Annotated in this window: 20 protein-coding genes and 1 tRNA gene; 9 read left to right on the top strand and 12 right to left on the bottom strand. The window is 62.6% G+C overall.

The annotated features are described in order from the left end of the window. Window positions 1–30 precede the first annotated feature (30 nt). Complete coding sequence (locus tag K8B33_RS00520; protein ID WP_223422102.1) at window positions 31–1,782, bottom strand: DUF4394 domain-containing protein; 1,752 nt, start codon at window positions 1,780–1,782, stop codon at window positions 31–33. 500 nt (window positions 1,783–2,282) lie between these two features. On the opposite strand from K8B33_RS00520, the gene K8B33_RS00525 reads away from it, so the two are divergent. The 4 genes from K8B33_RS00525 (at window position 2,283) to K8B33_RS00540 (ending at window position 5,527) form a co-directional block, all read left to right on the top strand. Continuing rightward, window positions 2,283–3,311: a hypothetical protein gene (locus K8B33_RS00525; protein ID WP_223422104.1), complete on the top strand. Its 1,029-nt coding sequence runs from the start codon at window positions 2,283–2,285 to the stop codon at window positions 3,309–3,311. Window positions 3,312–3,397: 86 nt separating this feature from the next. After that, entirely contained in the window at window positions 3,398–4,429 is a 1,032-nt protein-coding gene (locus K8B33_RS00530) for a putative solute-binding protein (protein WP_223422106.1), read from the top strand. A gap of 127 nt (window positions 4,430–4,556) precedes the next feature. Then, window positions 4,557–4,904 (top strand): type II toxin-antitoxin system prevent-host-death family antitoxin, encoded by a 348-nt coding sequence (locus K8B33_RS00535; protein ID WP_111656894.1) that lies wholly within the window; start codon window positions 4,557–4,559, stop codon window positions 4,902–4,904. Beyond that, window positions 4,904–5,527 carry an AAA family ATPase gene (locus K8B33_RS00540; protein ID WP_223422108.1) on the top strand — a complete coding sequence of 208 codons (624 nt, stop codon included), beginning with the start codon at window positions 4,904–4,906 and terminating at the stop codon, window positions 5,525–5,527. The genes K8B33_RS00535 and K8B33_RS00540 overlap by 1 nt, the downstream gene beginning before the upstream one ends. A gap of 110 nt (window positions 5,528–5,637) precedes the next feature. Here the strand turns inward: K8B33_RS00540 and K8B33_RS00545 are convergent. Further along, window positions 5,638–5,713: transfer RNA gene (locus tag K8B33_RS00545), tRNA-Thr, on the bottom strand. Between the two features lie 152 nt (window positions 5,714–5,865). Here K8B33_RS00545 and K8B33_RS00550 point away from each other — a divergent pair. Continuing rightward, window positions 5,866–7,578: an alpha/beta hydrolase gene (locus K8B33_RS00550; RefSeq protein ID WP_223422110.1), complete on the top strand. Its 1,713-nt coding sequence runs from the start codon at window positions 5,866–5,868 to the stop codon at window positions 7,576–7,578. An 18-nt stretch (window positions 7,579–7,596) separates the two neighbouring features. On the opposite strand, the gene K8B33_RS00555 is transcribed toward K8B33_RS00550, so the two are convergent. The 5 genes from K8B33_RS00555 to K8B33_RS00575 form a co-directional block, all read right to left on the bottom strand. Continuing rightward, a complete protein-coding gene (locus K8B33_RS00555) occupies window positions 7,597–7,962 on the bottom strand; it encodes a hypothetical protein (RefSeq protein WP_111656887.1) in 366 nt (121 codons plus the stop codon). A 155-nt stretch (window positions 7,963–8,117) separates the two neighbouring features. Continuing rightward, complete coding sequence (locus tag K8B33_RS00560) at window positions 8,118–9,629, bottom strand: 4-hydroxyphenylacetate 3-hydroxylase family protein (RefSeq protein WP_223422112.1); 1,512 nt, start codon at window positions 9,627–9,629, stop codon at window positions 8,118–8,120. Window positions 9,630–9,801: 172 nt separating this feature from the next. Beyond that, complete coding sequence (locus K8B33_RS00565) at window positions 9,802–10,944, bottom strand: CaiB/BaiF CoA transferase family protein (protein WP_223422114.1); 1,143 nt, start codon at window positions 10,942–10,944, stop codon at window positions 9,802–9,804. Window positions 10,945–11,063: 119 nt separating this feature from the next. Beyond that, window positions 11,064–11,678 carry a hypothetical protein gene (locus K8B33_RS00570; RefSeq protein WP_223422116.1) on the bottom strand — a complete coding sequence of 205 codons (615 nt, stop codon included), beginning with the start codon at window positions 11,676–11,678 and terminating at the stop codon, window positions 11,064–11,066. Between the two features lie 87 nt (window positions 11,679–11,765). Continuing rightward, window positions 11,766–13,829 carry a neutral/alkaline non-lysosomal ceramidase N-terminal domain-containing protein gene (locus K8B33_RS00575; protein ID WP_223422118.1) on the bottom strand — a complete coding sequence of 688 codons (2,064 nt, stop codon included), beginning with the start codon at window positions 13,827–13,829 and terminating at the stop codon, window positions 11,766–11,768. Window positions 13,830–14,017: 188 nt separating this feature from the next. Here K8B33_RS00575 and K8B33_RS00580 point away from each other — a divergent pair, with 188 nt between their 5' ends. Both K8B33_RS00580 and K8B33_RS00585 read left to right on the top strand, forming a co-directional pair. Next, window positions 14,018–14,386, top strand: a complete 369-nt coding sequence (locus K8B33_RS00580; RefSeq protein ID WP_223422120.1) for a helix-turn-helix domain-containing protein — start codon at window positions 14,018–14,020, stop codon at window positions 14,384–14,386. After that, entirely contained in the window at window positions 14,386–15,696 is a 1,311-nt protein-coding gene (locus K8B33_RS00585; protein ID WP_223422122.1) for a type II toxin-antitoxin system HipA family toxin, read from the top strand. Before K8B33_RS00580 ends, K8B33_RS00585 begins: the two co-directional genes overlap by 1 nt. A gap of 4 nt (window positions 15,697–15,700) precedes the next feature. On the opposite strand, the gene K8B33_RS00590 is transcribed toward K8B33_RS00585, so the two are convergent. Together K8B33_RS00590 and K8B33_RS00595 are read right to left on the bottom strand one after the other, a co-directional pair. Next, window positions 15,701–18,148, bottom strand: a complete 2,448-nt coding sequence (locus tag K8B33_RS00590) for an ABC transporter permease (RefSeq protein WP_223422124.1) — start codon at window positions 18,146–18,148, stop codon at window positions 15,701–15,703. Window positions 18,149–18,183: 35 nt separating this feature from the next. Continuing rightward, a complete protein-coding gene (locus K8B33_RS00595) occupies window positions 18,184–18,885 on the bottom strand; it encodes an ABC transporter ATP-binding protein (protein WP_223422127.1) in 702 nt (233 codons plus the stop codon). Here K8B33_RS00595 and K8B33_RS00600 point away from each other — a divergent pair. Both K8B33_RS00600 and K8B33_RS00605 read left to right on the top strand, forming a co-directional pair. Further along, complete coding sequence (locus K8B33_RS00600; protein WP_223422130.1) at window positions 18,884–19,504, top strand: arylesterase; 621 nt, start codon at window positions 18,884–18,886, stop codon at window positions 19,502–19,504. The genes K8B33_RS00595 and K8B33_RS00600 overlap by 2 nt on opposite strands. Next, window positions 19,497–20,135 carry a DUF924 family protein gene (locus K8B33_RS00605; RefSeq protein WP_223422132.1) on the top strand — a complete coding sequence of 213 codons (639 nt, stop codon included), beginning with the start codon at window positions 19,497–19,499 and terminating at the stop codon, window positions 20,133–20,135. The genes K8B33_RS00600 and K8B33_RS00605 overlap by 8 nt, the downstream gene beginning before the upstream one ends. A 4-nt stretch (window positions 20,136–20,139) precedes the next feature. On the opposite strand, the gene K8B33_RS00610 is transcribed toward K8B33_RS00605, so the two are convergent. The 3 genes from K8B33_RS00610 to K8B33_RS00620 form a co-directional block, all read right to left on the bottom strand. Beyond that, window positions 20,140–22,806 carry a DUF349 domain-containing protein gene (locus K8B33_RS00610; RefSeq protein ID WP_223422134.1) on the bottom strand — a complete coding sequence of 889 codons (2,667 nt, stop codon included), beginning with the start codon at window positions 22,804–22,806 and terminating at the stop codon, window positions 20,140–20,142. A 135-nt stretch (window positions 22,807–22,941) separates the two neighbouring features. Continuing rightward, the gene (locus K8B33_RS00615) at window positions 22,942–23,829 is read right to left on the bottom strand and encodes a DUF4124 domain-containing protein (protein ID WP_223422136.1); all 888 of its coding nucleotides are present in this window, start codon (window positions 23,827–23,829) and stop codon (window positions 22,942–22,944) included. A gap of 38 nt (window positions 23,830–23,867) precedes the next feature. Then, on the bottom strand, window positions 23,868–24,755 hold the full coding sequence (locus K8B33_RS00620) for an acyltransferase (RefSeq protein WP_223422139.1): 888 nt from the start codon (window positions 24,753–24,755) through the stop codon (window positions 23,868–23,870). Window positions 24,756–24,980 lie beyond the last annotated feature (225 nt).

Here is a 24,980-nt window from a genome sequence, read left to right on the forward strand (position 1 = left end):
ACCCCGGAGCGAGATGATCAGCGCAGGGTTTCAGGGCGCGGGGAAGAACACGGTAATGCCGCGTATGGCAGGAGCGTCGGCGCCACCAATGGTGGAGCTCGTCACGTCACCGGTAACCGGCGTGAAATCGCCACTCATCAGATTGACTCGGTAAAGCACATAGGGCGCCATGCCATTCTCGCTCAGTGCCGCTATGACGATCCCGTTGTCTCCTCCCGCAATATCAAAACCCTGATCGCCCTGAAGGGCAAACGGCGTGTCTACCAATGGCACTTGTACACCGTCGTTGGGCGGGCTTTGCAGATTCAGGGAATTGTTCTGCGTGTCCAGCGTAAACAGCTCGGTGGTGGCGGTGCCGGCGAAGCTGTTGGTGTAAGCCGCAGCAGTGATGGCAGGCACCGGCGCATCGTCCTCGGGCAGTAATATGCTGCCGATGATGCCAAGCAGCGGGCCCAGCAACGGGATGTCTTCAATGCCGCCGAGATCACCTTCCTCAGCATAGGCAATATCACCGTCGGTAATGGTAGCGCCGGTTTCAACGTTGATGCGCAGATTCTGGCCACTGTCGCTGATCAACCGCAGCCGGTCGGGCACAGGATTGAAATCCATGCCGAAATCGGTGCCTGTCAGCATGGTGAAGGGATCATCCGGTGCCGCACTGAGTGTTGCCTGGAAGGTGGCAGTGCCGGTGTCCGGGTCGACAATATAGATGTTGCCCTGATCGGAGACGGCGTAAAGATCGCCCGTGGCGGGGCGCACATCGACGCCAATCAAAGCTTCCTCTGCCATCAGTCCGGTCACCATCACGGTGTTGAGGCTGGCAGGCATGAGCAGCGGAAAGGTGGCCAGCGTATTGTCGCCGGTAAGCGCTATCACTTGCGGGGGTTGCGGCGGTGGCAGGGCGAGGCCATGGATGGTGCCGTTCACGGCGAGAGGCCCGATAAGGGTGGCCACATCGGCGGTGCCATTGAGATCAATGACGTAGAGCCCATTGCTACCGTCGACTGTCAGCGCGGCCAGGGCGAGATTGTTGAGCCCATCAATGACAAAGCCGCCGTCAGCGCTGGCATTTACGCCCAGCGATACGGGATTGACCAGGTTGCCGTCATTGGGAGGCTGTTGCAGGTAGAGCAGGTCATCGCCGCTGTCGATATTGAACAGGCGCGTGCTGGCGGTGCCGGCGAAGCTGTTGGTATAGGCCGAGCTGGTGATGCGGGTGTCGTCAGTGCCGCTGTCCAGATCGCCATCGACAATGGTGGCGCCGGTATCAACGTTGATACGCAGATTCTGGCCGGTGTCGGAGGTGACACGCAGACGGTCTGGTACCGGGTTGAAATCGACCCCGAATTGCGTACCTTCCAGTGCAACGAATTGCGGCATGGTGTCTGGCGCCGGTGTCAGCGCCACGCTGCTGATCACGGTGGCGTTGACGGGATCAATGACATGCAGCATTCCGGAGCGCCCCAGCGCATACAGGTCACCGGTGGCCGGGCGATACGCCATGCCGAGCAGCGCTTCCGCATCGGGAAGACCCTCGATGCTGAGTGTGTCAAAGGGAGCGTCGGGTTCGGTGCGGTCCAGAGAAGTGAGTGAGAATACGGGGGTGTCGTTGTCTGTGGTGCTGCTCAGCACCATAATGTTTCCGGGCGTCAGTTCGCCGCGTTCATCCGGTGGCGGTGGATCGGCGGGTTGCAGGTTGCCGCTGGAGCTGCCCCCGCAGGCCGTGAGGGTAACGGCGAGGGCAATGGTCGCGCACAAGGGGTAAAGCCTGGTTGAATACATGGTGTTCTCCGGGTATCGGTATGACCGCTGGTCTGTTCAGTTCAGACGCCCCGGTAGAAAGGTCACGTGAAAGCTGCAGTGCTGATTCGTGCTGTTATGTAATGTTCGGTAAGCGACAGCTGTGTTATGCCATGGCGCCCTGTCTATGGCGCCCTGTGTGCTAATGGCACTTTGCCATCAGTCGCTTGAGGGATATCGCAAGTGTAATTTTATGAAAAGCAGCTTTTCTTCCTGATCTGTTTCGGTTCTTGCCCCGAAATACTAGCCTGCCTATGACTCAGTTCACATTGACCGGTTCACAGAGATCGGCTTGCAGAATGGCTGTGGCCAGACTGAGCTCGTTCATATCGCATATCAACAAAAACGAGCCCGAAGAACGCAAGGAGATTTGCAGCATGAGGCTTAACCTGTTCTCGTTGAATCCTTTCTCATCCGCTACAACCGAACTACACCGGTCGCACAGCCGGGCGCACAGAGCGCGCCGAAACACCGGATCATCGGTGTCGGCTGGCCTGGCCGGTCTGTTGCGTCCGTTTCGTCTGGCTGCGCTACTCGCCGGGGTGATGGTTCTGCAGGGCTGTAGCGTGATCTACAAGACCACTGGCGACATTCTGGTCAATTACGGCCGCTCGGAAATGACGCCCTATCTGTTGACCTACAACGACATGGGCATGGCCTGTGCGACAGGCGAAGGCCTGACACCTTTCCTGGTCTCTTTTGAATCTGTGCATTCACGGCCCACACGCCTGGCGGTTCTGACCAACAGCATGGCGGCAGTGTGCGCGGACAGTCTGGCGCTGCAGGAAGAGCTGCGTTATAGCCGTGCGATGAAGCGTGGGGATACGGCTGAAGCACAGGATGCGCGCACGCTGCAGAAGCGCCACTCCGAGGTTGCTGCATCACGCCTCTATGAGTCCTACCAGCGTTCAGTCAAACAATACGGCGAAGTGGAACACGGCGGGCAGTGTCCACGTTTGCGCTCGGAGTTCGATGAACTGGTGTTCATGGTCGGTCTGATCAGCGGTGTGCAGGCGCTGTTGCATGATGCGACAGCAGACGTTGCCGTCGGTGTGCCGCGGGATATTGCTGCCAAGGTGGAGCGCGCCGCGACCTGCCTGGACAGCGAAAAATGGTGGGGCGTGCCGCAGGGCATTCGCGCATCGCTGTGGAATATCCTGCCGATGCTGGCGCCGGAGGGTGTCGATGCCTGGGGCCAGCTGGAAAGCTCCGTAGATCAGGGCTATGCCGCCGGTGTGCGTCTTGCCAGCGCCCTGTATGTCGTGACCGCTTACAGCGTCGGTGATGAAGAACGTGTGCGCCGCGGCATTCGTGGCTTTGCGGCCAACGATGAAGAGCTGGATCCCGACTACGCCATGCTTGATGCCATTTCCGGCTTCATGGTCGAGGGGGTCTCTGACCGCCTGTGGACCGAGGCGACCGGGCAGCGCACGCCGTTCAAGCGTCTCGGTACCTTCTGGGATGACACGCGTGACAGCGAATCCGATATCAATATTGACGATCTGCTTTAAGGATTGAATCAACGCAAGGCTACTTTGTCAGCGCACCTGCCGATCCAGGCGGGTGTGCGGGCAGCGTGGCCTATGGAGAGATGACAATGCGTTTCAAGAAACTGCTTTCTGTTGTGCTGGGTGCGAGTCTGGGTGTGAGCCTGGGTGTTTCCGCGGGAACGGCGCACGCCAATACTACGCGTCTCGACTTTTGTGTGTTCGATATCATCGGCACGTCAGGGGATACCTTCAATCTGATGCGCGATTATCGTACTGCCGCGCTGGAGCACGGGCTGGACCTGCGAGTGCGTGCGTTTACGGATGAGAATATTGCCTACCAAGAGTTGATCGGTGGCCAGTGCGACATGGCTGCGATAACCGGCATCCGCTCCCGTAACCTCAATAGCTATGTGGGCAGCCTGGATTCCATCGGCGCGATACCGAACTACGATGTCATGCGCACCGTGGCGCGGGTTCTGGCCAGCAATAACCCCCGCATTACGGAGAACATGCGCAGCGGCCCTTACGAGGTAATTGGCATGGCGCCAATGGGCGCGGCCTATCTGTTCGTCAAGGACAAGGCGATCAACAACGTCAACGCGCTCGCCGGCAAGTCCATTTCTGTCATGGAATACGACGTTGCCCAGGGTCGCATGGCCTCTCGGGTCGGCATGTCGCCGGTGATGTCGGATATCACCAACTTCGCCGGGCGTTTCAATAACCACAGTGTCGACATCTGCTTCGCACCGATGATGGCCTACAGCGCGCTGGAGCTTTATCGCGGCATGGGCCCGGATGGCGGTATCGTGGATTACACACTGGGCCAGCTGACGCTGCAGATCATCGCGCGTCACGACAAGCTGCCCGAGGGTTTTGCTGACTGGTCCCGTGAGTATGTATTCCAGAACCTGCATGACCGGGCGCAGGCAATCGTCGACAACGCCTACAACGATGTCAGCGATGATCGCTGGATCAACATCAACGAGGAAGACACCTTGCGTTATGACGAAATGATGCGCGAGGCGCGCGTTGCGCTGACGCAGCAGGGCGTCTACAACGCCGACATGATGTCACTGCTGCGCAATATCCGGTGCCGTCATGACGGTGGCCGGGCCGAGTGCTCTGAGCGCCTTGAATAAATAGCCTTGCTGATACACTTCCAGGCCCGCTTTCGCGGGCTTTTTTTGTAAGGCTAAAATGGGTAAATTTGCCATATTTGCCCATTTGGCCTAGCATCAAGGTCAGGCAATCAACGAGGTGCTCCCCATGGCAACCCATACAGCGTTTGACGAACTTGACCGGCGCCCGGCTTCTGACCTGAAGCGAGCGGGCTGGCGCGATGTCATGCGCTCGGTCCGCGAGCGCGGGCGCCTGCTGGTGACCAACCACAACCAGCCGGAAGCCGTGATCCTGTCGGCCGAGGCCTACAGCGAGCTGATGCAGCTGCTCAAGCAGGCAGACAGCACCCAGGCGTCGGCCCTGGCGCAGTTACGCCAGCGTTTCGACACCCATCTGGCCGGGCTCAAGCAGGCCGATGCCGGAGACCGCTTGCGGGCACTCATGGATGATCCCGCCACCCTGGGCGGTGACGTCGGGGCTGGCGAGAGCCATTAGTGGCGCGCCCGGTCCTGTTCGTGCTGGCGGGGGTTAATGGCGCTGGCAAGAGTTCCATTGGCGGCCATCTGATTCGTCGGCAGGGCCTCGACTGGTTTAACCCCGACACCTTCGCCCGGGAACTCAGAGACGCCACCGGCTGCCCGCAGCAACAGGCCAACGCGCTGGCCTGGCAGGAAGGCGTTCGCCGCCTGGATCAGGCGCTGGCCGCCGGAGAGCACCATGCCCTGGAAACCACCCTGGGCGGCAATACCTTGCCGCAACGCATTCTCGCCGCGACTCAGACCCATGACGTCCTGATCTGGTTCTGCGGCCTGACCTCTCCGGCCCTGCACCGTGAGCGCGTCCTGGCCCGCGTCGCAGTCGGCGGCCACGACATCCCCGAAGACAAGATCCGCGCCCGTTTCGACAGCGCCCGCGCCAACCTGATCGGCCTGCTGCCCCATGTGCAGCGCGTCAATTTGTTCGATAACAGCCATACCGTGCCGCCCGGTACACCGATTCCTGATCCGTTGCCGGTGGCGCGGATTGAGGAGGGGAGGTTGGTGTGGCCGGATACCCCGGAGCAACTTGCCGATACGCCCGAATGGGCGCGTCCGATCCTCGGGGCCTGCTTGTCCTGACCTTCTCTCTGTGCCTGAGCCGTGTGCTGGAGCGACGGCCAGCAGCAAGGTTGGTCGAGCGCAAGAAACAAAAAAAGGCCGCCCTTACGGGTGGCCTTTTTCTTTGCAGATGGTGCCGGAGATAGGAGTCGAACCTACGACCTTCGCATTACGAATGCGCTGCTCTACCAACTGAGCTACACCGGCGAAGCGCGAGAGTTTAATCGCGCGGGCCACTGGCATCAATAGTCATGAAGGCGCACGGTCGTACCAATCACCAACACAAAGCCAACGCAGGGTAATTGAGCGTGGCGGCAGGACGCGGATACTCGAGTCACAATAACAACTGGATCGAGATCATGCGCTACCTGTCCACGCTGGGCGTCGTCACGCTCACCCTGTTTCTGTTGTCCGCCTGCGGTGGCAGCAGCAGCGACAACCTGTCTGCGGCCCCGGATGACGGCGGCCCGCGTACCGATGCGCCGGAGCAAGACGCGCCCGGGCATGATGACCCGATAGCCGATGATGATGCGGCGCAGGCGCAGGGCCCGGCCTTCCCGTCGCCCGAGTGGTATGCCCGCGAGGCGGAGAATTATGCGCGGGTGCTGGAAGCACCCGTGGAGCAGGTGACCAGTCCGGCCTTCATGCTGCGCTGGACCAGCCAGAGCCTGGCCAATGCGGCCAGCTTTACCGAACGCGCGGCGGCGGATAACACCTGGTTGCTGGGCGGCATCACCGGCTTGCTGGGTGGCATCGTCAACAACCTGACGGACCCGCAGGCGCTGCTGACGCTGGTGCAGGACACTGTGACCGACACCGCCGAGGCCCTGCAGAACGACCCAATGGCGGCCATCGGCCTGCTCGGCAATACGCCGGTGACACCGCTGTGCACTAGTTGGGCGGCGCAGTGTGCGGGGGACCCGTTCCGGTATCCGGGTGTGGACAGTTTCTATGGCAGCGTCGGCACGGTAGAGCCGGTGGTGTTTTATGACCGCGAGTGTGCGCGTTTGTCCGGGCGGGTGTGGCGGCCTTTGAATGCGCCGGCCGGGGCGTCATTGCCGGGTATCGTGATCCAGAACGGTTCGGTGCAGGCGCCGGAGACGCTCTACTGGTGGGCGGCGCAGATGCTGGTGGACAGCGGCTATGTGGTACTGACCTTTGACCCGCGCGGTCAGGGGCGTTCGGATCTGAGCACACCGCAAGGGGCGCAGGGCAGCAATTTCAATCCGGCGGTGTTTTGGGAAGGACTGGTGGACGCCATCGACTTCTTCCGTTCCGCGCCGGAGCAACCGTATCCGCATAACGACACCTGCGCGGGGACCTGGCCTACGCCGGTGACCGCCTTCAACCCGTATCACGATCATATCGACGCCGAGCGTCTGGGCATTGCCGGGCATTCACTGGGCGGTACCGGGGTGTCAGTGGTGCAGGGGCTGGGCGGGGTCGGTGCTGATCCCTGGGACGGCCAGCTCGACGTGGAGAACCCGGTGAAAGTGGCGGTGGCCTGGGACGGTGCGGCGACGCCGCCGGGTAGTGTGCCTGCCGAGGGTGGCGGCGGTGGCAGCCCGCTCAGCCTGGTCTTTGGTCTGTTGGGGGGCGATGTCGAGCGGCCGGTGTTTGTGCCCCGGGTGCCGATGATGAGCCAGGATTCCGAATACGGTCTGACGCCGGTGCCGTTCAGCTCGCCACCTGAGCCGCGTGCGCGCCTGGGCTGGTTCGACGCCTGGCAGGCAGCGGACGTGCCCGCCTTCGGCTTCACCATTCGGGGCAGTTCGCATTATGAGTGGTCGCTATTGCCGAGCTTTCCCACGACATCATGGTGCCCGCGCATCGAGCAGGGGCGTTGCGTAGGCGGGTGGGGCTTGCCGATGGCGCAGCACTATACGCTGGCCTGGTTTGATCGCTATCTGAAACAGCCGGGGGAGCCGGGGTTTGATGATGCAGATGCCCGGTTGCTGGCCGATGAGGACTGGTCCGAGCGCTGGAGTTTCTATCACGCCAGCGCCCGTGACTTTACGGATCGTGAGGGTCGTCGTCAGACCTGCGATGGCCTGTTGGCCGGCTGTGACTGAGGGCTGACCTCGGCGCGGTCAGTCATGCAGGGTAAAGCGAGCGCGGTTGCCTTCACTGCAGGTCATGCAGCATTTGTCACACCAATGGGCGTCGTCCATACCGACGCCCCAGTATTCGTTGGGGCGATGTTCCACCCAGGCGCCGTAGCAGATTTGCTCGGTGCTGCGGCAGTGCAGGGCGAAGCGGTGCTCTTCGTAGTCACGCACCACATAGGCCTTGCCGCCGCCGGGCCAGGCGGCATTGCGATGCTGGGAATAGAATTCCACCATCACGGGTTCGCGGGACTGACTGGTGATAAAGAACTCGACGTTTTCGTAGGTATTGGGCAAGGGGGTCGCACAGGCGGTGAGCGCCAGTGTGGCAAGCAGTATGACAAGGCGCATGGAGAGCCCTCCGGATATGGCGTTATTCAGGATAATGCCGCGCACATCCGGGGGCGCTGAGGTTCGCCGGGACGGTCTGGCGTTTTGATCATAATCCGGGATCAGAACGCCGCGCCAGTACCGTCAATCAGGCCTGTCAGGTCCTTTTCTTCAGGTCAGGCCTGTTTCACCCCGGCCAGCTTGCGCGCATGCCATTTCTTGTCCTCGACGTTCATGCCGCGCAGGATCTGGATGCGCTGCGCCTGCGGGCTGCCGGCGCCGTGCATGGATTCGGTCAGGTAGCCGACGGCGTTACGCCCCAGAGTCATGTTCTCGATCAGGCGCAGGATGCGCACCCGGTCTTCCACCGCAATATCGTCACGCCCTTTCAGAAACTTCTTGATGATGCCGCCGACTTCCTCGGAATTCATGTCCTGTTCGCTGGGCATGGTGACCATCAGGCCGCCGGCCAGATCCTGGGCCAGGCGGGAAATTTCATAGGGGAAGCGGGTGACATTGTGCTTGCACACATTGCTCAGCATGGCGTCGTTCATGAAGATGCCGCTGGGCAGTTTTTTTGCTTCGTGGGAGCTGGCAATGCCGGAAGAGAAAATGGTTTCGTTGAGGTGCACCATTTCCACCAGCTTGTCGCGAATGTGGCTGACCTTGTCGAGGCCGTTGTACTCGGCGATGGACGCCGCAGCGCCGACCAGGACATCACCCAGGCCGGTCTTGCACACGTAAGAGGCGCGGTGATACGCGGTAAAACGCGCCACCATGTCCTGGGCGAATTCGTACTCGCCATCCATCAGCACATGTTCCCAGGGGATGAACACATCATCGAAATACACCAGCACTTCCTGACCGCCGTATTCGGCGTTGCCCTGGTCGATATTGCCTTCTTCCATGGCGCGGGTATCGCAGGACTGACGGCCATAGATATAGGTGATGCCCTCGGCGTCGCCGGGGATCATGCCGACCACGGCATAGTTCTTGTCTTCTTCGGTGAGGTTCATGGTCGGCATCACGCAGATCCAGTGCTGGTTCCAGCCGCCGGTCATGTGCGCCTTGGCGCCGCGTACGAAGATGCCTTTGTCATTGCGGCCGGACACATGCATGAACATGTCCGGGTCGGCCTGCTCGTGGGGGCGCTTGGAGCGATCGCCTTTCGGGTCGGTCATGCCGGCGGCGATCAGGATGTTCTTGCGCTGGGCTTCCTTGAGAAAATCCAGGTAGCGCTGGTGGTATCGGGTGCCGTGCTTCTCATCGATCTCGTAGGTGATCGAGTGCAAAACGGAAATCGTGTCCAGCCCGGTGCAGCGCTGAAAGCAGGTGCCGGTGATCTGGCCCATGCGGCGCTGCATGCGGTTTTTCATGACCAGATCATCGGGGGACTCGACGATGTGCAGGAAGCGGTTCACCTGGGCATTGATCAGCGGTGACCAGGCGGTAGCCAGGTCCGGGTCTTCGATGGCCAGATCGTAGCTGGCGCGCAAGGCGTTGATCGACGGTTTGATGATCGGGTGATCGGCGGGTTCTTCAATGCGTTCGCCGAACAGGTACAGATCTGTACCCCGGTTGCGCAGGCTGGCCAGATACTCGTCGCCGTTGGTGATGGTGGGGAAGCGTGCCCAGCGTTCAGCGGCACTTTCCTGTTTCCGTTCCTTGATCGGCGAGACGGCATTCATGGTCCTCTCCTTGCGCATTTTTGTATACATGGGTGACTCATTGGTCATCGACCCATGTTAGTGGCTGCGTGTGGAAAGGCAATGACACGGTTGTACAGCCCGGGTGGACACTAACGTCATGGGCAGGCGTTGACGCCAGTGTCTGGCATAAGTGTGCACCCGGGTGTTTACGTTACAGCTGCGACGCCGCACCACTGCGGAGCAGTGCCTCGATGTGGGCCTCACTGAAACCGGCGTCGCTGAGCACCGCACGGGTATCGGTGCCGGGTTTGCGTGCGGGCTGCGGGGCCGCGCTGCGGGTGCGGGAAAAGCGCGGCGTCGGTGCGTGCTGGGTCATGCCATCCACATCGACAAAACTTTGCCGGGCCTGATTGTGCGCGTGGGCCGGTGCCTCCTGCAGATCCAGTACCGGGGCAAAACAGATGTCGGTGCCTTCCATGATCTGGCACCACTGGGCGCGGGTTTTCTGCCGGAAAACGTGCTCCAGTGTTTTCTTCTGCTCCGGCCACTGGGCCGGGTTCATCTGCACGCCAAACACGGCCGGGTCGAGTTCGGCTTTTTCCAGCAGCAGCGCGTAGAACTGCGGTTCGATGCTGCCTACGGAAATATAACCGCCGTCGGCAGTTTCGTAGACCTCGTAGAAGTGCGCGCCGGTATCGAGCATGTGTCCGCCGCGGCCGTTGCTGAACATGCCTCGTCCCTGCAGGCCGTAGAACATGGCCATCAATGCCGCAGCGCCCTCAACCATGGAACAGTCGATAACCTGGCCCTTGCCGGAGCGGCTGCTTTCCAGCAGCGCGCAGACCATGCCGAACGCCAGCATCATGCCGCCACCGCCGAAATCGCCGACCAGATTAAGCGGCGGCAGGGGCTTGTCGCCTTTGCGGCCCATGGCATGCAGTGCGCCGGAGAGTGCAATGTAGTTGATGTCATGCCCGGCAGCGCTGGCCAGCGGGCCCGTCTGTCCCCACCCGGTCATGCGCCCGTAAACCAGTTTTTCATTGCGCGCCAGGCAGGCCTCGGGGCCGATGCCCAGGCGCTCGGTTACGCCGGGGCGGAAGCCCTCGAACAGACCGTCGGCGCTTTCGCACAGTTTCAGCAGGGCGGCGACGCCCTCCGGTGACTTCAGATTCAGCGCAATGCTGCGGCGATTACGAAACAGCACATCATGACCGATCTCGGCCACCGGATTGCCGCCGGGGCGGTCGACGCGAATGACTTCCGCGCCCATGTCGGCCAGCATCATGCCGCAGAAAGGCCCGGGGCCGATGCCGGATAATTCGATGATGCGCAGGCCGTGGAGAGGTCCGCTCATGGTTGTGTCCTCATAACGCAAAGGGTTGCAGCGTGGTGTACGCGAAAGTCAGCCACACTAGCTGACCATTGGGTCACGCTCAAGTACGCGGAGGACAGGCAGGACAGGGAAGATGATGCTCAGCGACCGCCGAGCATCTTGACCAGTGCCTGACATTGGCTGCGGGCGATGGCCTTCACCTCGTTGGCTTCACGGGTATCCACTTCGCCACGCCAGAGCGCGTCGCCATTGCCTGCAAAGAGGGTGACTTCAATGCTTTGATCCAGTGCCGGATCATCGCGCATTTCGCGGTAACCCCGAATCGGGGTGATCACACCGACTTCTTCGCGCACCGGGTCATAGGCCATGCCGGCATCCGGATTCAGGCGATATTCCCGGGCTTGCTGGAAAGGTGCGAGCAATAGCCCGGTCAGTTCGGCGACCATGATCATGCTGGCATCATGGGTGGCTGCCCAGCGTTTCAATGCTTCGTTGCCCGGTTCGTACCACTGCGGCATGACCCGGTGGCTGCGGGTCACACGAAAGCCGGCGTGCTCCAGTATCGGGGCGCAGGCGTCTTCCCACTCTGCCCGGATGCTGCCTTCGGGGGTGCGTCCTGCCAGCAGGATTTTTTGCCCGCTGATCTCGCCGGTATAGCCGCCTTCCGGGTAGTGGGTGGTGATCTGGCTGGTACTGGCGCAGCCGACGGTCAGCAGCGTGGCCAGCATCAGGGAACAGGACAGCGGGGTTTTCATGGCGGCATCTCCGGTGAGTCTCATGACCGAGCATACCGCAATCCTGACAGACGACGCAGCAATGCGGGCTGCGTCGTCTGACCTGCGTCAGAAAGCCGGAGAATAAAAGCTGCGTTGCGATGGTTCCGCGCCGACAGGGCGGGGCGCAACCCGGATACGGAAGCGCTGATCCGGTGCCGGTGGCAAGGGGTTGAACCAGCGCACCGTGTATTCCGCGCCGGTGTCGGTTTCGCGATCCATGCGCAGTTGCAGGTCGGTGCCCTGATCATTGACGCGGACGCCTTCGGTGATCAGTGGTTGCCAGCCGTTACCTGCATCCACTTCTACCTGCAGCAAGGGCTGCTCCAGTTGCAGGTAGGCCGGATGTTCCCCCGCAAAACGAAAGGCCCAGAACGCTTCATGCCCGGTTTCCGCAGGCGAGAACACTGGCGCGCTGAGCAATGACCGGGGGGCTGGATCAAGCGCTGTATCTGGCCAGTAGGCCCGGCTGCGCAGTGCAAATTGCCATCGGTCCGGCAGGTCCTGGATCTCGCCTTCGCGGACCAGGTCGCGTGTGAGTATTGCGCTCTGTCCGGCCAGCAGGCCGAGGGTGCCGGGCCCGTAAAGTGTATGCCCGCCCTCGTAATACTGAATGCCATATTCGGCCGGGGTGGTGACATAGCCGAAGAAGCCATTGGCCAGGCTGGAGATTTCTACGGTCCAGTCGCCCTGGGGCAATTCGGCGAGCACGGCTTCGCGGATCACGTTGCCGCTTTCCAGCGTGACTTCCCAGGGGACCGCGACCAGCACCAGATCATTGATGCGAATGACCTGGAACAGTGCTTCATGGGGGAAGCGTTCAGCCGGCAGTAACCGTTGCAGGCGCGAAAGCATCCATTGCTTGGTGCCATGGCACCCCTCGGTGAAGATCCGGCGGGGCCAGCCGTGCTGCAGATAGGGGAGCCAGGAGATGGGAAATACCTCATCGCCTTTTGCGGCACCGGCGGTGGCGGCGCCGACGGCGGCGCGCTCACAGATGCCAAAGCGTTCGGCATCGGTCAGTGTCAGCAAATTCAACTGGCGGGTGCCGATCCAGGTTGTCAGTGCAGCGTCTTCCTGCCCCGGAATGTCCTCGCCCAGCGTGTCAAACAGTGCCAGTGCACGTGTTGCCAGCGCCTCGCCGATGCGGCGCGCCTCCCGGTCGCCGCGCAGGCCCTCCACCCAGGCGGGGTTGTTATCCGCATGGGTGGCCTGGTAAGCGCCATGCACGGGAGTGAAGGGGGTGTCGTAACGGGACTGTATGCCCCGAGCCACGTCCTGTCCCAGCCAGGCCCAGACATCGGCATGCCACGGGCGCGTAAAAGCCGGTATGGCGGTGCCGTGAATGGAGAAGGCGGTAAGCGCCCCGGCCGGATAGAAGCGGCCGTCGTCGGCCTCGAGGTCAATCCGCAGCATGGTCATGGCCGGGTTGACGGCCTGCAAGGCGAGGGCTTCGGTGACCTGTTCTTCCGGCAGATCAAAGTTGCGGGCCCAGGCTTCGATGGAGCGGTTGCGGGTCAGCCCCCATATGTCGGTCTGGCCGCTGGCGAAGCGGGCGGCGCGACGTTGCTGGTAGGCGCTGATGACGGCGGCAGCAATGCGCTGGCTGAGAAACTCGGCCAGTTGCGGGTCGAAGCCGGGGCTGTCGCTGCCGAAAACATTGTAGAAGTCGCTGTCCAGATACTGGCCGGGCCCGGAGTGGGTATGCGTGACCAGCAGGCTGAGCCCGTGGGCGGGCACATCGGTTTCGGCGGCGATGATTTCCGCGACGCGGTGATGCAGTACCCGCGAGCCGGCGCCCAGATCCAGCGTCACCAGGGCCAGCGGCGTGCTGTCCGGTGCATGCAGGTAGAAGGCCTTCGCACGCAGCCGCGTGCGGAACCCGTCAGCGGGGCGCGACCAGGCGGAGTAACCGAATTTGGGAATGCCAACGGGCGGCGTGATATCGACTTCGGCGATGCCGGCCAGGGGCACCCGGATATTTTCCGCGGGCAAGGGGGCCTTGCGCTCGATGTCCAGCACCGTCACCGGATAGGCGATGAAGGGCCAGGCAAGATGCAGCAGCACACCGCCGGTGATCAGAAGTGCCAGGGCAAGGATTTTGAGCCAGCGGCGGGGGCGGCGTCTGCGCATGTCGGGGTCCTTGTTGTGAGCAGGGTTGTGAGTAGGGCAGTGAGCAGGCGTGAGAGCTTATGTCTTATGTGTACCATCGTGCAATAAGAATGATGCGTATTACTTGTTTTATTTATGGGTAATTTAATACTCTTTAATTGTCTGTATGGCACTTTTGCGGTATAAATTTACCCATGAAACTCTATGGTATGACAGACAGCGCCATTGCAGCGGAGATCGGCCGACGGCTGGAGCAGCTGCGTCTGGAGCGCAATATCACGCAACAGGCGCTGGCCGACGAGGTGGGCATCACGCCCAAGACCTACCGGCAGCTCATTCAGGGCGGCGGCAAGTTCGAAACCCTGATCGGTATCCTGCGCGCGCTGGGTGAGCTGGAGCGTCTGGATCAGTTTATCCCGGAAACGCCGTTCAGTCCCATTGAGCAATTACGCCTTCAGGGCCGCCGTCGGCAGCGTGCGAGTGGGGCCCATGCCAACGACACTGCCAATGACACGATGAGTGACAGTGTGCGAGAACCGGCTGCCGGTGAAAGCGGCGACGACGGGATGGACTGGTAATGCAGCAGCTGGCGGAAGTACGGCTTTGGGATCAGTTTGTGGGCGCGTTGGCCTATGACACGGAAACCGGATTCGGCACGTTCGAATACAGCCGGGCCTGGTTGGCCCGGGGCTTTGCGGTGGCGCCGCTGCACCTGCCGCTGGCGCGCAGCATCTTTACGTTTCCCGGTCTCAACAGGGCGACCTGGCATGGATTGCCCGCCGCCTTTGCCGATACCCTGCCGGATGATTTCGGCAACGCCGTGATTGATGCCTGGCTGGCGCGGCAGGGGCGTGATCCGGCGTCGTTCACGCCGCTGGAGCGTTTGCTGTACACCGGCAATCGGGGGATGGGCGCACTGGAGTATGCGCCCGCGCTGGATCGTGCGGCCTCGCCGAACACCGAGGTGGCGCTGGCGTCACTGGTGCGCATGGCGCAGTCGGTGCTGGATCAGCGCGCGGGGATCGCTGCGGTGCCGGGGAGTGAGGAAGATGAAGGCATGCGTGCCCTGTTGCAGGTCGGTACCTCCGCCGGCGGCGCCCGGCCCAAGGCGCTGGTGGCAATCAATGCGGCGCGCACGGAGTTGCGCTCTGGCCAGCTGCCGGCGCCGGAGGGTTTTCAGCATTACCTGTTGAAGTTCGATGGTGTGGTGGAGGGTCGGGCGGGTACAGAACTGTCCGGCGATCCGCTGGGCTATGGCCGCATGGAGTACGCCTACTATCTGATGGCCTGCGATGCGGGGTTGGATATGTCCCCCAGCGAGGTGCTGGAAGATGGGCCCCGTGCGCATTTCATGACCCGCCGTTTTGATCGCGAGGGCAATCGCAAACTGCATTATCTGTCGCTGTGTGCGATGGATCATGCCGACTACAAGGCCCCCGGTGCGTACAGCTACGAGCAACTGCTGGCCACGGCGCGCAAGTTGCGTCTGCCGCGTCGCGACGCCGTCGAGATATTCCGGCGCATGGTCTTCAACGTGGTGGCGCGTAACCACGATGATCATGCCAAGAATTTCGGTTTTCTGCTGGCTGCCCCGGATGCGGGTTGGCGTCTGGCGCCAGCGTTTGATGTGGCCTACAGCTATAAACCCGGATCGCCGTGGGTCAACAGCCACCAGCTCAGCCTGAACGGCAAGCGTGATGATTTCGTGCGTGATGATCTGCTGGCTGTGGCGGCACTGATCGGCAATTTCCGCCGCGAGGCGGGCACGATTATCGAGCAGGTCATAGATGTTGTGGCGGGGTGGGAGCGTTACGCTGACAAGGCGGGGGTGTTCCCCGCATTGCGTCGCGACATCGCCCGCCATCATCGCCTGTCGCTGCGCCGCTGAGGCGTCAGCCTGCTTCTTGCCTCAGCAGTGCCAGGGGCGGTTGGCGGCGCGCGCCAGCGCCCATCGCCATACCGGCCACGGCGACCATCAGGCCCACCAGGGTGGGCAGCAGTAACCACAGGGACCAGGGGATGCTGCCGCCGAACAGGCGTTGGCCCAGGGGAAACAGGGCAGCCAGCATGATCAGCGTGGCGCCCAGCGCAGCGCCGCCGCCGAGGGCCAGTGACTCCAGCCAGGTAACGCGCCGAATCAGCTGCCGGCTGCCGCCCAGTGTGCGCAGCAGGGCGTTGTCCCGGCCGCGCTGCGCCTGAGCGCCCAGCAGGGCCGCCATCAATACCAGTATGGCGGCGGCCATCAGCAGCACGGCCATCAACCCGGTAGCGCGGCTGGCCTGCGCGATCACATCCTGGGCCTGATCCAGAATGGCGTTAACGTCGAGCACCGTAATATGCGGCATGTCGCGCAGCAGCGCCGCAAGCCGGGCGCCATCGCCTTCCGGCAACCAGAAGCTGCTCAGCCAGGTGATGTCCTGCCCGGCCAGGCCGTCTTTGGCAAACATGAAATAGAAGTTGGGTTCAAAGCTTTCCCAGTCCACCTCGCGAATACTGGCGATGCGCGCACTGACCATGCCCTGGCTGGTGGTGAATTGCAGCATATCGCCCATGGCCAGTCCCAGGGTGCGGGCCAGATCCGCTTCCACGGACACTTCGCCAGTGGCATCTGCCTGCCAGGCGCCTTCCCGTACCCGATTGCTGGCCGGGAGTGCGTCGGCTTCGGTCAGTATCAGATCACGGTTCAGGGCACGCTCGCTCTGATCACTTTCCTTGGCGACGGCATCGCGCACCGGCACACCGTTGACCTCGGTGAGGCGACCGCGCACCACCGGGTAAGCAGGTTGTGCTCTGGCATCGTGTTGCGTCACCCAGTCCTGGAAGCGCGGCAGGTCGCTGTCGAACAGGTTGAAGACAAAGTGATTGGGCGCGTCCGCCGGCAGTTTCTGGCGCCATTCGCTGAGCAGCTGGTTACCGGTCTGCCCGGCCAGGCCCAGCACGGCGATCGCCACCGTCAGGGAGGCGAGCAGGGGCAATGTCAGACCGGGTCGCCGGCTCAGCCGCCGTACCGCCAGCCGCCCGGACAGGGGCAAATGGCGACTGCCCAGATCAAGCGCTTTCAGCAGTGGCCAGAGCAGGGCGGGCAGTAACGCCCCCAGAATCACCAGCAGTGCCAGCAACTGCGCCAGCTCGCGCAGCGAGCCGGTGAGGAGTGCGGCCAGCAGCACTGGCGCACCCAGCGCTGCAGCCAGTTCGATAATGCCGGCAAGCTGACGGGGGGCGAGCCGGTCGTTGAGCACCTGCATGGCCGGGGTGCGCACCAGCGTGGTGAGCCTTGGCAGGGCAAATGCGAGCCACAGCACGAGTGGCCCGAGAAGCAGTGTCAGCCATTCGGTGAGGCCAGCGGCCAGGGGGCCTTCCCAGCCCAGGGTACTGCGCAGTGCGAGAATCAACAGCACGCCAGCCAGCGAACCGGCCAGCGCTGCGGGCAGTACCGCCAGACCTTCCTGGCCCAGCAAGCGCGCCAGCACCTGGCTGCGGCGGGCACCGAAGCTGCGCAACAGTGCGGCCATGCGCGCCCGGCGCCGGACCCGTTGCGTGGTGGCCAGATAGATGGCGGCGCCGCACAGCAGGCTGACCAGCAGCACGCCGAGGCTGACCCACAGCGTCAACTGGCGCATCGGCCCCATGGTGCGGGTGGCGGCATCCGCCACCGTGTCCAGCCGCTGATCCGGACGCAGACTTTGCGGCAGCGCGGCTTCGGCGGCACTGACGTCAGCGCTGTCACCGGCCAACATCAGGCGGTAGCGAACGCGCGTGCCCGGCCCCAGGATGCCGGTGTCCTCAAGATCGGCGCTGTTGAACAGAATGCGCGGATTCATGTTGTAAAAACCGGCGCCCTGGTCTGGCTCCTGGCGAATGATGCGGGTGAGGGTCAGCGCCTTGCGACCAACGGTGATCTGCTCGCCCAACTGGATGCCGAGACGATCCAGTGCCTGGTCGGCAACCCAGAGCTCGCCGGGCGGGGGCGCGCCTTCTGCAGGGTAAGCCGGGCCGAAGCGGTCGTCGGCAATCTGCAGGGCGCCGTACAACGGATAGCTGTCGGCGGCTGCTCTGGCCGCGACCAGCAGCATTTCTTCCTCGTGCACCAGCACGGTGGGAAAGTCGGCGATCTCCGCCTGTTGCAACGCGTGGAGTAACGCGCGCTGGGCATCGGTGGCGGGGTAGCTGCCCACCAGAACAAGATCACCGCCGAGCACTTCGGCGGTGCGCACGTCAAAACGCTGTTCGAGCTCCGCGCGCAGCAGCACGATGCTGGCCAGCGACAGTGCGGCAACCGCCAGCGCCAGCGCCAGGATGCGGAAGGCGCTGTCACGCCAGGGGCGTAAAAACGTGGTCATAAGAGTGGCCATAAACGCCGCAGGATTCATCAGCGTCATTGATCGTTCAACCGGCCGTCATCCAGGCGCAGGTGGCGGCCGCAACGTGCGGCGAGCTGGTCATCGTGGGTGACCAGCACCAGTGCGGTGCCTGCTTCCTGATTCATGGCGAACAGCAGATCAATGACGCGCTGCCCGTTGGCGTGATCCAGACTGCCGGTGGGCTCGTCCGCAAACAGCAGGCGCGGCGCCACGGCAAAGGCACGCGCCAGGGCGACGCGCTGTTGCTCGCCGCCCGACAAGGTGGTGGGAAAGTGCTTCAGGCGATGCGCCAGGCCGACACGCTCCAGCCATTGCCGGGCGATGCGTGCCGCATCCCGGGTGCCGCGGATTTCCAGTGGCAGCATCACGTTTTCCAGCACATTGAGGTCGCTGACCAGATGGAAAGACTGGAAAACGAAAGCGCACAGCTCGCCGCGGCGCACCGCGCGGGCGTCCTCGTTGAGCGCGCTGAACGACGCCCCGTCGAGACTGACAGTGCCGGAGGAGGGGACGTCCAGCCCGGCGAGGATGCCCAGCAATGTGGATTTGCCGCTACCGCTGGGCCCGGTGATGGCCACGCTTTCACCGGGCAGCACGGTCATTGCGATATGCTGCAGGAGTGTCAGTTCTCCTTCCGGCCCGGGAACCCGTTTGCTAAGGTTGCTGGCGTCCAGAATCGGTACGGTGGCAGCGGTCGCCTGAGGAGTAGAAATCATGCGTTATATGCTCGGGTTACTGTGCGGCCTGTTGAGCCTGATTGCGTCAGCCGACGTGCTGATTGTGGGTGACAGTATTAGCGCTGCGTACGGCATTGACAAGGAACAGGGCTGGGTGACGTTGCTGGAACAGCGCGTTGCCGAAGAGTGTCCCGGCATGGCAGTGAATAATGCGTCGGTCAGTGGCGAAACGACGGCGGGCGGTCTGGCGCGATTGCCAGTGCTGTTGCAGCGTCATGCGCCGGCTATTGTGGTGATCGAGTTGGGCGGTAATGACGGTTTGCGCGGCATGCCGCCGGCGCAGATGGCGCGCAATCTGCGCGGCATGATCGCCGCTTCGCGCGAGGCGGGTGCTGAGCCGCTGTTGTTCGGCATGTTGATTCCACCGAATTATGGCGCTGCCTACAACGCGATGTTCGAGAGCGCATTTCGTGATGTTGCCGAGGCAGAAGAGATTCCGTTTGTGCCGTTCTTTCTTGAGGGAGTTGGTGATGATCCGGCGCTGATGCAGGACGACGGCATTCATCCGACGGCGGCGGCCCAGCCGGTGCTGCTGGACAACGCCTGGGCTGTGCTGGCCTCGGCAGTACGCGACCACTGCGAGGCTGATGATGTTTGAGCAGGACCCTGTATGGCAGCAAGTGCTGCGCTTCTGGTTTGGTGAGGGCTTTCTTTCTGAGGGCTCTCTTTCTGCTAAAGAGAACTGGCCGTTGCCGCAGCAGGAAAAACGCTGGTTTCGCGGCGGCGCCGCGCTGGACGCCGAGATCGCAGAGCGCTTTGGCCACGTGGTGGATGCAGCGCTATGGAGTGAGATGGTGGACTGGGAAAACCGCCCCCTGTCTCGCCTGGCACTGATCCTGGTGCTGGATCAGTTCACCCGCAATATCTATCGCGGCGAGGCCCGTGCTTTCGCAGGGGATCATCGCGCGGTGACATTGGTCAACGAGGGGCTCGCCATCGGCATGGATGAACAGTTGCCGTGGGCGGGGCGGGTGTTTTTCTATATGCCGCTCATGCACGCAGAAGATATTGACCTGCAGCGACGCTGCATTACCTGCTTTGAGCGTGCCCGGGATGCGGCGCCAGCGGATATCGCGGTAAAGCTGGAGAGTAATATCCGCTTTGCCCGCGAACATGCCGAGATCATTGAGCGCTTTGGTCGCTTCCCCTACCGCAACCGTGCGCTGGGCCGTGAGAGCACCGGCGAGGAGCTGGCGTTTCTCGAACACGGGCCCAGCTTCGGGCAGTAGTACCTCAGCGCGTCGCTGCCTCCAGTGCACTGCGCAGGCGCTCACGAATGTCCGGTGCGAGGCCATTGCCCAATAGCGCCTCGGCACCTTCCAGCAACTTGGCACACTCTTCAAAGCGGTCCGGGCTGGCCTGCTGCTTCATGGCCTGGGGCAGCTTCTCCAGTTGCCAGCGCATGCGTTCCTGACGGGCCGTTTCCGGGCTCGGTATATCGGCGCTGACTTCAAGGGCCACGGCCAGCTCGCGCTGTTGCGCGCAGGCGCTTTCCAGCGCAGGGGCTTGCTGGATCTTCGCCAGCAGTTGTCGGCTGCGGTTGCGGCGGGGCAGGTCGCTCAGTAATTGCCGGGCTTGCTGCACGAGTGCCTGTTGCCGCTTTTGCAGGGCGCTGTCGCGCCGGGGCGGTGTAAGGCGCTCGATATCCCGCAACGCGCTGCGCAGGGCGTCGGTCTCGGTGTCTGGTCCGTCCTCGGCCAACAATGCGGCGAAGGCGCTCAGTTGTGCCTGGATATTGTCGCGCTGGGCTTTCTCAGCTACCTGATCGGCCTTGCGAGCTTCCTGCTGGCGGCCAAACAATGTGTCGCACGCTTTGCGAAAGCGTTTGTGCAGCGTGCGGTACTGCTGCGGGTGCACCCAGCCCGCCTGTTTCCACTGCTGTTGCAGTTGCTTGGCGTGCTCGGTGGCCGCGCGCAGGTCGTCGCTGTCGCACAGTGCTTCCACTTCTGTGGTCAGGGCTTCCAGCGTCGCGGCATGGCGTTCGCTGGCCTCGGTCAGGTGACGGTCAAACTCGGTGAGCAGGTCGCTGAAGCGACGCCCCACCTCTCGTGCATCGGTGAAGCGCACCGGTTGGTGCTGTTTGAATTCGTCGGGTGCCTTGCGCCGGATCTCGAACAGTGCAGCAAGGTCACCATGCTCCCAGTCCTGCTGTGCCAGCAAGGTGCTTAACTGGTCGCACAGTGCTGCACGGCGCGCCAGGTTGGCGCTGCGTTCGGCATCCTGCTCGCGGAAATGCGCGCGGCAGGGTTCGTAGGCGTTGTCCGACGCAGCCTTGAAGCGATCCCAAAGTGCCTGATCCGCTTCCTGGTCTGAGGACATCAGGGCGCGCCACTCGTCGTGCAACGCCTGAATGGCACTGGCCTTTTCTTCCGCATCCATGTTGGTGTCAGCCAGGGCTTCCATGCGTTCGCACAGCGCGGGTTTTTTCGGCTCCGCGGCAAAGGCGTGCCAGTCTCGCAGCTCATCCAGTTGCGGGCGGAGTCTGTCCAGCCGCGCGGTGCGGCTGCTGTCCGGGTGTTCGGCCAGCAGGCCTTCGGCCTTGTGACACAGGCGGTTGGCATGGCGCAGGTTGCGTTGGCGGAGTTCGCGCTGCAAGGCGCCGAGAATATTGTCCAGGGCTTCCTGTTCGGCGGTGCGCCGGGGGCGGTTTTTTTCCGCTGCCGCGGCAGTGGGCTTCGACGGTGCTTGGCACACATCGGTGAGCGCCGCCAGCAGCGGCGGCATGTTGCCTGCTACCGGCCACGCCTGCAGCAATGCACGGGCCGCGACGCGCGCGTCTTCTTTCTCATTGCCCTCTTCATTCTGGTTGCCACTGAGCCGGGCTGTGAGGGCGTCGATTTCCTCGCGGCGTGCCAGCAGGTCTTCCATGGCGCCGATCAACCCAGTCCAGATGTCGGTCAGTGCGGCATAGCGTTTGGCGAGTGCTTCTTCGGCGGGGCAGGTGGTGATGGCCTCTTCCCAGCGTCGTTGCTGGGTCGCGACGGCGGCGCGCAAACTGCCGATATCCTGCTCCAGCGTGTTCATATCCAGATCATCGTGGAGTTGGGTCAGCATGGCGACCGCCGCTTGCTGTTCCTCGACGGCGGCCCGGCGCTCGGCAACCTGTGCTGCCTCGCGGGCCAGTTGCGCCAGTTGTGCCCGGCATGCTGCCTCGGCGGTATGGAAGGCGTCGGTCTGTGCCGTGTCGGCATCGCTGGCGACGTCCTGCCATTGTTGGCACAGCTGGGTCAGGCGTGGGCCGTACAGTGCGTCCGGCGTGCGCCGGGCATGCTGGGTCAGCTCTGCCAGTACGGCGTCGCGTTGGGTCTGACGACTCTGGGCCGCCTGTTCTGCCTGTTGGCGCTGTTTCAGGCGCTCCCGGGCCTGCTGCAGCACGCGTTTGTCGCGGCCGTCGCGGACCAGCTGGCGCAGTGCCTCGTCGCTGCGCAGTCGCGCGGCGGCGGCGATGCGCTGTGGGGCCTCGTCACCATGCAGGGCAATATCCAGCAGCACGGTTTCGTCGTCCAGGCGTTCAATGGCCGCGATACGACAGGTGCCGTCCGGGCTGGATCGGGCGACAAACGCCAGCGCCGCCTGATTGTCGGTAAGGCGCACCAGGCGCAGGCGGTTGTCCAGGCCGGGGCACTGTTCGGCGAGCCCGGCGAGCAGGCGGTTGATTTGCAGGGCGGCGGCATCACGCACCAGATTGTCCGGGTCCTGCCGCACCAGTTGATCCAGCAGTTTGAAATCATGCAGACGTCCGGCAGCGCCCGCTCGTACCGAGGCATCGCTGTCGCCGCGGGCGAGGGTGGTCAGTATCTGTGCCGTCTGGGGATCGTCCAGGGACAGCTCTCCGATGGCGCGCAGACGCTGGTCGGCACTGTTGTGCTGCCAGCGGGGTTTGAAGAGTTTGCCGAGCATTGAATTCCCCTGTGTCCCGGCAGCAACACGGGCTGCCGAAAAGATTGCTGATGTGCTGAAAGCGGCGCTGAAACCTGCAAGGGACCCATGATAACTATTGACGCGGGATGTGCCAGCATCCGTTTATGCAGGAGATCAATAGCGATGGCGCCCTGAGGCCCGGGGCAGCCATTGTTGCCAGGCCAACTCCAGTGCGGCGAAACCGCCCGGCCAGTGATCGTCGATAAAGGCGCTGCTGTCTGTCAGCGGCCGTGGGTCGTTGGCTACCCGTGCCAGCAGATCCCGCAGGAGCTGACGGCCCTCGGCCGTGTCCATCAGAAACCAGACCAGTGACCAGCTGATGGCGTAGTTGCCGCCCCGCGCTGCTTGCGCCTGCCAGACCTCGTGCCTGGCGTCGACATTATGACGCAGGACGCCGGGTGCGGGCGGCGCGCCTCTCAATTGCTGCAACCAGTGCGCTGCCACAGGTATTTCGGCGGTCAGCCCGTAGATCTGTAGCTGTGAGAAGTATTCCGCCAGACCCTCATTGAGCCAGATCGGCATATAGCCGGCCTGTCGGGCGGCAATGGCATGGGAGCATTCGTGGGTAATCAGGCGTAGCAAGGCATCATGGTCGTCGAGTGCCAGGGCCGTGATACGACCATTCATGCCGTTGAAGAAGCCGGCAGGGTTCTCCAGACGCGGGGCGACCTGACGTTGGTACTGACGAAATGCGTTGGCATCGCCGTACAGCATGATCTCGAAGGGCATGTCGGTGGGCATGTTGACGGCCAGGGTGTGTCGATAAATGCTGAAAACCCGGGTGACGGTCACTTCAAGACGCTGTTGCAGGCGTGTGGGGAGTACATAATCCCGTGTTTCGATACGGATATCCGGGGCATCCGGTTGCTGATAACGGGCTGCGACGTCTTCGGCGTTTTGTTGGGCGGGTGCGCGGTCAGAGAAGTGCCAGCGACCCTCCGTATCTTGCCAGCGGTAAAGGCCGTTGCCATGGGCCGGCGCCGGCACCACGCAGGACAGCATGGCGCCGACGCAGCATAGCGTCAGGAATCCATGCGGGCCTAATCCATGCGGGCCTGTAACAGCGCGTCTTTTTCTGCCCAGAGTTCGCTTATCCATTGCTGGAATCGGGCGCGGAATGCAGGATCATTTTCGTAGTCCCCCTGTGCGGTCCAGGCGGGGATGTCCCGCTCACGCACCACGACCTGCACGTCCCGTATCGCACCGCCCAGGAAGGCATTGAGTGAGCGGGGTGCATCTTTGGGATAAATGATCGTGACATCCAGCAGCTTTTGCAACTTGCCGCCCATGGCGCCCAGGGTGAAGGCGGTGCCGCCGGCCTTGGGCTTGAGCAGGTATTTGTACGGCGACTGCTGCTGATCATGCTTGGCCTGGGTAAAGCGGGTGCCTTCGAAGAAGTTCATGACCGATGTAGGGAAATAGGCGAACTTCTCACAGGCCTTGCGTGTGGTTTCCAGATCCTTGCCCTTGAGCGCGGGGTTGCGCTCGATCTCTTCCCGGGTATGCCGCTTCATGAAGGGGAAATCCAGTGCCCACCAGGCATGCCCCAGAACCGGCACCTTCAACAGTTCCTGTTTGAGGAAGAATTTCAGCATCGGCACCTTGCGGTTGAACACTTTCTGCATGATCAGAATGTCGGCCCAGGACTGGTGGTTACTGGTGGCCAGATACCATTCGTCGTAGCGGAGCGATTCAAGGCCCTCGATGTGCCAGCGAGGGCGGCTGATCAGGCTGATGATGGCGTTGTTCACCGACATCCAGAATTCGGCGATGTGCACCAGTGCCCGGGACAGGCGTATCTGAGCCTGTTCGCCGCGCATGGCCAGTTTGACCAGCGTGAGCAGGTAAAGGGGGACGCACAGAATGAAGGTGTTCAGTGCGATCAGGGTCAGGGCCAGTGCTGCGCGAATGTGATGGATGATATTCATACACTTGTATAGTAATTCAGAGAGGCGCCATGCTATCGGAAAAGCCCGCCGCTGGCGACCATTGCCCGGTGCCGATGCCCGGTGCGATGGTCACTGCCCGGGTCAACAGCGTAGGCGCTGGTGTTTCCGGTCAGGGATTTTGAGCTGCTGCGTCATTGGCCACCGGCCCGGTCCTTTCTATGCTCGGCGGCTTGCGATGCTCCCTCCGGGGTGTCTGATCTGATC

The organism is Alcanivorax limicola (genome assembly GCF_019931215.1).
Classification (GTDB): Bacteria; Pseudomonadota; Gammaproteobacteria; order Pseudomonadales; family Alcanivoracaceae; genus Isoalcanivorax; species Isoalcanivorax limicola.

Excerpts from the sequence above, each read along its gene's own strand:
- K8B33_RS00520 (WP_223422102.1), bottom strand. The coding sequence starts at position 1,782 with ATGTATTCAACCAGGCTTTACCCCTTGTGCGCGACCATTGCCCTCGCC.
- K8B33_RS00530 (WP_223422106.1), top strand. The coding sequence starts at position 3,398 with ATGCGTTTCAAGAAACTGCTTTCTGTTGTGCTGGGTGCGAGTCTGGGT.
- K8B33_RS00535 (WP_111656894.1), top strand. The coding sequence starts at position 4,557 with ATGGCAACCCATACAGCGTTTGACGAACTTGACCGGCGCCCGGCTTCT.
- K8B33_RS00550 (WP_223422110.1), top strand. The coding sequence starts at position 5,866 with ATGCGCTACCTGTCCACGCTGGGCGTCGTCACGCTCACCCTGTTTCTG.
- K8B33_RS00555 (WP_111656887.1), bottom strand. The coding sequence starts at position 7,962 with ATGCGCCTTGTCATACTGCTTGCCACACTGGCGCTCACCGCCTGTGCG.
- K8B33_RS00560 (WP_223422112.1), bottom strand. The coding sequence starts at position 9,629 with ATGAATGCCGTCTCGCCGATCAAGGAACGGAAACAGGAAAGTGCCGCT.
- K8B33_RS00565 (WP_223422114.1), bottom strand. The coding sequence starts at position 10,944 with ATGAGCGGACCTCTCCACGGCCTGCGCATCATCGAATTATCCGGCATC.
- K8B33_RS00570 (WP_223422116.1), bottom strand. The coding sequence starts at position 11,678 with ATGAAAACCCCGCTGTCCTGTTCCCTGATGCTGGCCACGCTGCTGACC.
- K8B33_RS00575 (WP_223422118.1), bottom strand. The coding sequence starts at position 13,829 with ATGCGCAGACGCCGCCCCCGCCGCTGGCTCAAAATCCTTGCCCTGGCA.
- K8B33_RS00580 (WP_223422120.1), top strand. The coding sequence starts at position 14,018 with ATGACAGACAGCGCCATTGCAGCGGAGATCGGCCGACGGCTGGAGCAG.
- K8B33_RS00585 (WP_223422122.1), top strand. The coding sequence starts at position 14,386 with ATGCAGCAGCTGGCGGAAGTACGGCTTTGGGATCAGTTTGTGGGCGCG.
- K8B33_RS00590 (WP_223422124.1), bottom strand. The coding sequence starts at position 18,148 with ATGACCACGTTTTTACGCCCCTGGCGTGACAGCGCCTTCCGCATCCTG.
- K8B33_RS00600 (WP_223422130.1), top strand. The coding sequence starts at position 18,884 with ATGCGTTATATGCTCGGGTTACTGTGCGGCCTGTTGAGCCTGATTGCG.
- K8B33_RS00595 (WP_223422127.1), bottom strand. The coding sequence starts at position 18,885 with ATGATTTCTACTCCTCAGGCGACCGCTGCCACCGTACCGATTCTGGAC.
- K8B33_RS00605 (WP_223422132.1), top strand. The coding sequence starts at position 19,497 with ATGTTTGAGCAGGACCCTGTATGGCAGCAAGTGCTGCGCTTCTGGTTT.
- K8B33_RS00610 (WP_223422134.1), bottom strand. The coding sequence starts at position 22,806 with ATGCTCGGCAAACTCTTCAAACCCCGCTGGCAGCACAACAGTGCCGAC.
- K8B33_RS00615 (WP_223422136.1), bottom strand. The coding sequence starts at position 23,829 with ATGCTGTCCTGCGTGGTGCCGGCGCCGGCCCATGGCAACGGCCTTTAC.
- K8B33_RS00620 (WP_223422139.1), bottom strand. The coding sequence starts at position 24,755 with ATGAATATCATCCATCACATTCGCGCAGCACTGGCCCTGACCCTGATC.